This is a genomic window from Leptolyngbya sp. FACHB-671, assembly GCF_014695745.1.
In the GTDB taxonomy this organism is placed as follows: domain Bacteria; phylum Cyanobacteriota; class Cyanobacteriia; order Elainellales; family Elainellaceae; genus JAAUTN01.
In genome coordinates this window covers 1-5,136 of sequence record NZ_JACJOV010000025.1, presented here as the reverse complement: position 1 = coordinate 5,136, position 5,136 = coordinate 1, and the positions used below count along the sequence as shown (strand labels likewise).

Genomic DNA, 5,136 nt, shown 5'->3' with positions numbered 1-5,136 from the left:
GCACATTGAGCAGGATGATTTCGGGCAAAAAGTGCCGCCACTTGAATAGAGAAGCAGTAGACATTGAAGAGGAAGAAGGCAAAGCTGGGCTTACCTACCTTACCATTGACCTATTTTTGCGACACAACCTACGCAGGTGCATGGAAAGATAACAGCATTGATTCGAGTGAACATGTAGCGAATGTTCTTGCACTGTATGAGTTGATGAGATCGATCGGCGGAGATGAATTTGCGAAACAGTTTCTTCAGTCGATCGAACGCATTGCTGAAGTCTTTGGAGATGAGAGTCGGAACTGTTTCTGGAATTCTGGAATTGACAGAGTCGATCCAATGTTTATCAGATTTATTGAACAGACAGCCGCACAGTTTAGTAAAGCATGAGAGAAGAGGTAACCCAATGGGATTGAGTATTGCCCAGAAATCTGCACTGATTACAAGATTTACCCCAGTCCTTTTTCTCAACCAGGAAGAAGATATCTTTCCGGTTAGACCTGAAGCATTTATCGAACGAAGTGCGTTGTGGTCTTCTAAGATACCTCATGACAATAAGATGCTTTGGGGACAGGGTGTCGGTACCACTCGCATTCCGCTCATTTCCCGTGGAGGAATCCAGATCACGCCGATCGATCCTCAACTTCTAAACAACAATAATGATAGAGAACTTTGGCTTGAAACTGCGGGATGGTCTAGGGATGAAAACGTTGAGTCCTTGAGCGACAATCGGACATGTAACCTGGTTACGCCCGATCGTCCGTATCAACTCGATAGCGATGGGCCATGGTTTTATGCCGAGGTCTGTGATCTGAGTACGATCGCGAATTGGTTTGAGGGTGAGGTTCTTCAGGCGCAATTGGGTCTTGATTGGTTTGAATTTCTAGAGGTTGTTGGTAAAGTTAGCTTTATCTGCTATTACTTCCTCTTCCCGCGCCATATTGAAGCAGGTCAACTTGCTAGAGCAGATGGTTCACTAGAACCATCAAGTAACTACGAGGGAGACTGGGCGTGTTTCTGTGCCGTTATAAAGCATGCCAATGATCCAACCGATATCGATCGGGCTGAGCCTATTTTTGCTGGCTTTAGTCGGCATCGGCGTGGGGCATCGAGCGATTTTGGGGATGAATTCAATCAGGAATATATGGAACTTTTGCCATGGGAGCAAGTCTCAACTGCAAATGGTCATGCCGGAGTTACCGTTGCTCTAGGAACTCATAATCTTTACCCATTGAATGCAGCTCAGGGTGAAGCAGGTGGGATTCGTCCACAGTGGTTTGATATGGGTTCGAATGCGAGCGAACCTGGCAACAGTTTTGTGCAGGATGTAGTGGAGAGCCCTGCAGGCAGAGCAAGTGCAGCTGTCACCCTGGTCAAAATTCTTGCAGGTTTCGCGATTGGAGGACTATTAGGCGCGATCGGGGGCGCGATCGCCGGGGGCGCGGAAGCTGTTGAGATCCACGAAGCGCTGGATGAAAAGCCATAACTAAAACCCGAAGATGGAAAACCTCCTGAATGGCCAGATGACCTGGAAGACCCTAGAGATAAGCTGGAAGAATCAACAGCAGCATTTACAGTTGTGCCACAGGGACAAACAGGCTTAGTTTCACTGCTAACTGGAGCGACTGCAGACGCAGCGAATGTATCTTTCTGGATCGATGGAGGGGAAGGAACAATTGTCGATCGCACTCAGCAATTATTTTGGTCCGATCAGCTTAACTTTAGCGAAGGATATCAGGGACGTTGGGGAGTACGATGCAGTGATGATCCATTTAGTCGTCGTGCAGGTGGAAAATTTCCTGAATTCAGACTGCAACTTTTAAAGGGGCTTGTTGCAGTTGCTGATTAACTACACAACGCTCAAAAATCAGACTCGATAATATTTAGCGATGAATTTTGGAACGTTCGTAGTGGGGATTGGGTGCTGCAAGTCGCAAAGTCTGAACGCTTTATCTGGTGAGACCTTTTGATATGGGCGCTACGCCAAACATTACCGAGTTAGGGTCATTTTCGGCAATGATGTTAACTGTCAACGGCAAAGTTGTGCGGTGGCAGACAACCTCGAACTCTCACCGATAGCCGTTCTGCCGTCCGCTCCAACGCAGTTATGGGGGGACGGAACTGAAGCAGAAGGTATAAACTCAGCTTCAGAACTGGGAAGCAGGGTGGGAGACGACTATCCAGCGAACGACATTCGATGTCTACTAACATATCGCCTCGCCCCACCCTGCGCTTCTCTCCCCAACGAATCCTCAGAGGTCGGTGCGGCTACACCTTCCATAATCTTTTCGCCTTGAGTAGAAGCAGTCCCAGTTGCATCACCAACTGTAGTTCGAGGATAACATCATGAATCAGAACGTGTACGCTGCTTATATCGGAATTGATTGGGCTGACCGTAAACATGACATCTATCTTTACGACTGCACGACAGGTGAAACAGAGGAGAGTGTAATTGGTTCACAACCCGATGCCATTGCCGCCTGGGTTGAGGGGTTGCGAAAGCGGTTTGGTAATGGGTTGCTAGCCGTTTGTCTAGAACAGAAACGAGGACCCCTCATTTATGCTCTGTGTCAATATGAGAACCTTGCCCTTTATCCCATCAATCCACGCACGGTTGCCAATTACCGCAAAGCCTTTCAACCGTCTCGTGCGAAATCAGACCCGATTGATGCTCGGATTTTAGTGGAATTGCTGCAAAAGCATCGAGACAAAATTCAAGCTTGGCAACCGGAAAGCGCTCAAATGCGAGCACTGCGGCAGTGGGTTGAAGCGAGACGAATGCTCGTGGGTGAGAAGGTGCGGCTGACAAACCGCCTCACTGCTGCTCTGAAAAACTACTACCCTCAAGTGCTCGATTGGTTCGAGGACAAAGACACACAGGTGTTTTGTGAGTTTCTAGAGCACTACCCCACACTTAAAGCAGCTCAAGCTGCAACTGAATCGGAGTTGACCCAGTTTTTTCGTTCTCATCATGTCATTCGGCGCAGTGCCATTACTCGCCGCATTGAGCAAATTGCCACCTCTGGTATTCCTTTGACAGAAGACCCAGGCATTGTTGAGCCGATGCAATGGTTAGTGCAAACGTTAATCGGTCAATTAAAACCCTTGCTTCTACGCTTAACGGAACTAACGCTTAAGATCGACCAGTGCTTTAAGGCCTTGCCTGATTCCGATTGGTTTGCAGCATTACCAGGGGCGGGGGAACATCTAGCTCCCCGATTACTTGCCGCATTTGGTGAAGAGCGATCGCGCTTTGATAATGCACAGCAAATGATGTGTTATTTCGGCATTGCACCCGTTAAGGAGAGTAGCGGAAAAAAGAACTGGGTGCATTGGCGATGGAGTTGTCCAATCTTTCTGAGGCAGACATTTGTGGAGTGGGCAAATCAGAGCCGCCATCATTGTGCTTGGGCACAAGTATATTATCGAATGCAACGAGCGAAGGGAAATGCTCATCCCGCTGCAATGCGTTCACTTGCTTTCAAGTGGATTCGCATTTTGTTTCGCTGTTGGAAGAACCGAGAGGCTTATGATGAGGCAAAATACGTCGCAGCCTTAAAACGCAAGGGTTCTCCCATTGCCGAGCTGCTTGTTGGATGAACTTATCAACACGTTAACGACAACTCCTAAGTGGAAAACTCTGTTCGCATAGAAGAAAGGAGTCATTAGCGCATTAGCAAACGCATCAATAATGTCAAGATAATAAAACTGGCTTCAAACATATCGGTAAAGAACTTATTTTGAAGTCAGATAAAGCTTGTTGTCTTTAATTATGCAAATGCGAAGAGTCAACGGAAATTTTTAGAGGATTACTTGACCTCGTCCGGCTCAGAGGCTATGTTATGCAGCGTGTATACTCTCAAAACTTTACTTTCAAACTTGTACTTTGAAAAACATATTTCTAAGCTTATAGGAGAGTCAATACAGCAACAAATAAAGATAAAATGGCTACAATTAGAGCCAAGATACTTAAAGCGATGTTTGTTGCAGTTATTCGACCACTGTTAATACTATTCAATTTAAGAACACAAATATCAAAAGTTCTACTGTATGTGCTGTGAAGCTCAGTTAGAACTTGAGCAGGAACATTGGACATATCATCGATAATTCCAGGTCGAGTTGTTACGTGCAGTATAAATTCCTGAACCTCTTCTTCAAAATTTCTAATTGGAAATCTATGATGCAAGAGACGATCTAATATTGCCTTTATCCTTCTCGCATCATCTCTCCAAGAATCTCTACAGGCAATGACCTCTGTAGAAAGTCCATCAATTTGCCTGTCCAAATCTCTACCAAACCTCACAAGATAGTTTTGCCATAGGCGGATCACTGCAACATCATCGTCCACACTTAGCTCTGGCTCAGTGCGAACATCTTTCAACGCCTTTTCATAAGCATGCCTGTCAGAATCGATCGTTCCAAATTTTTTCCTTGCTTCAACAGCATGTCGGAAGGCAGTACCCTTTTCATACGAATAGAATTCTAATTTCTTACTCACTTGCTTTTGAGAAACTTTCCATTACGTTATTTGACTGAGTATATACAACAACTTTTTTGCTATATGCCTACCTGATTTTGAATCTGAGACAGAACTACGCTAAATCTTGAAGCCATTGCAGGCTAAACCTAAGCGCTGCCCCAAGAAAAAATAGAATCGCATAACGTTCCTGGTTAGCGGTTGCTAGGAACTTTGCGACACAGCAAGCGGCTTCAGAAAATCCGCTACACCAGGGTTGTTAGACACCCGGTTTGGGAGATTCCGGAGTGGACGAGCCGGGAGCTGATTCTGACGCTCCACATGACTGGCAGAACGCCAGGCGGTGCCAAGTTCCTGCCTCCACCTCGACCTCCCGCGATCCGACCTTGTACGAACCGCAGTTCGGGCAGCGTGCCGGAATGCCCCGCTCCAAACGCACGATGGCCATACTGAACGCAGCTAGGACGCCGTGCGTCGCCTCCAGGGCGAGCTCGGCATCGAACCGATTTGCACCGGACGCGTGCGTCAACCATGATACGAGCTGCCAAGTCGACTTAGCGTTCGACTTCAGGTGTGAGCGCGCCTCTTTTTGGCTGCCGCCTCCTGCTACGGCGTTCGCGATCAGCTCAGACCAGTGGATGAAATCGCCACTCTTCGGTCGCTCCTGA

At 47.1% G+C, this 5,136-nt stretch carries 5 protein-coding genes; 3 read left to right on the top strand and 2 right to left on the bottom strand.

Features of this window, described 5'->3' with window-relative positions; all coding sequences use genetic code 11:
• The first annotated feature begins 397 nt into the window (after positions 1-397).
• From H6F93_RS00910 to H6F93_RS00900, 3 genes are all read left to right on the top strand, one after another.
• Positions 398-1,477 (top strand): hypothetical protein, encoded by a 1,080-nt coding sequence (locus H6F93_RS00910; protein ID WP_190678371.1) that lies wholly within the window; start codon positions 398-400, stop codon positions 1,475-1,477.
• Between the two features lie 93 nt (positions 1,478-1,570).
• Positions 1,571-1,840, top strand: coding sequence for a hypothetical protein (locus H6F93_RS00905; protein ID WP_190678369.1), 270 nt, complete (start codon positions 1,571-1,573; stop codon positions 1,838-1,840).
• Between the two features lie 497 nt (positions 1,841-2,337).
• Complete coding sequence (locus H6F93_RS00900; RefSeq protein WP_190678367.1) at positions 2,338-3,591, top strand: IS110 family RNA-guided transposase; 1,254 nt, start codon at positions 2,338-2,340, stop codon at positions 3,589-3,591.
• A 307-nt stretch (positions 3,592-3,898) separates the two neighbouring features.
• Here H6F93_RS00900 and H6F93_RS00895 read toward each other — a convergent pair whose 3' ends face one another.
• Together H6F93_RS00895 and H6F93_RS33605 are read right to left on the bottom strand one after the other, a co-directional pair.
• Positions 3,899-4,489 carry a hypothetical protein gene (locus H6F93_RS00895; RefSeq protein ID WP_190678365.1) on the bottom strand — a complete coding sequence of 197 codons (591 nt, stop codon included), beginning with the start codon at positions 4,487-4,489 and terminating at the stop codon, positions 3,899-3,901.
• Between the two features lie 238 nt (positions 4,490-4,727).
• Positions 4,728-5,136: hypothetical protein (locus H6F93_RS33605; RefSeq protein ID WP_206755690.1), on the bottom strand; the 409-nt coding region annotated here is incomplete at its 5' end.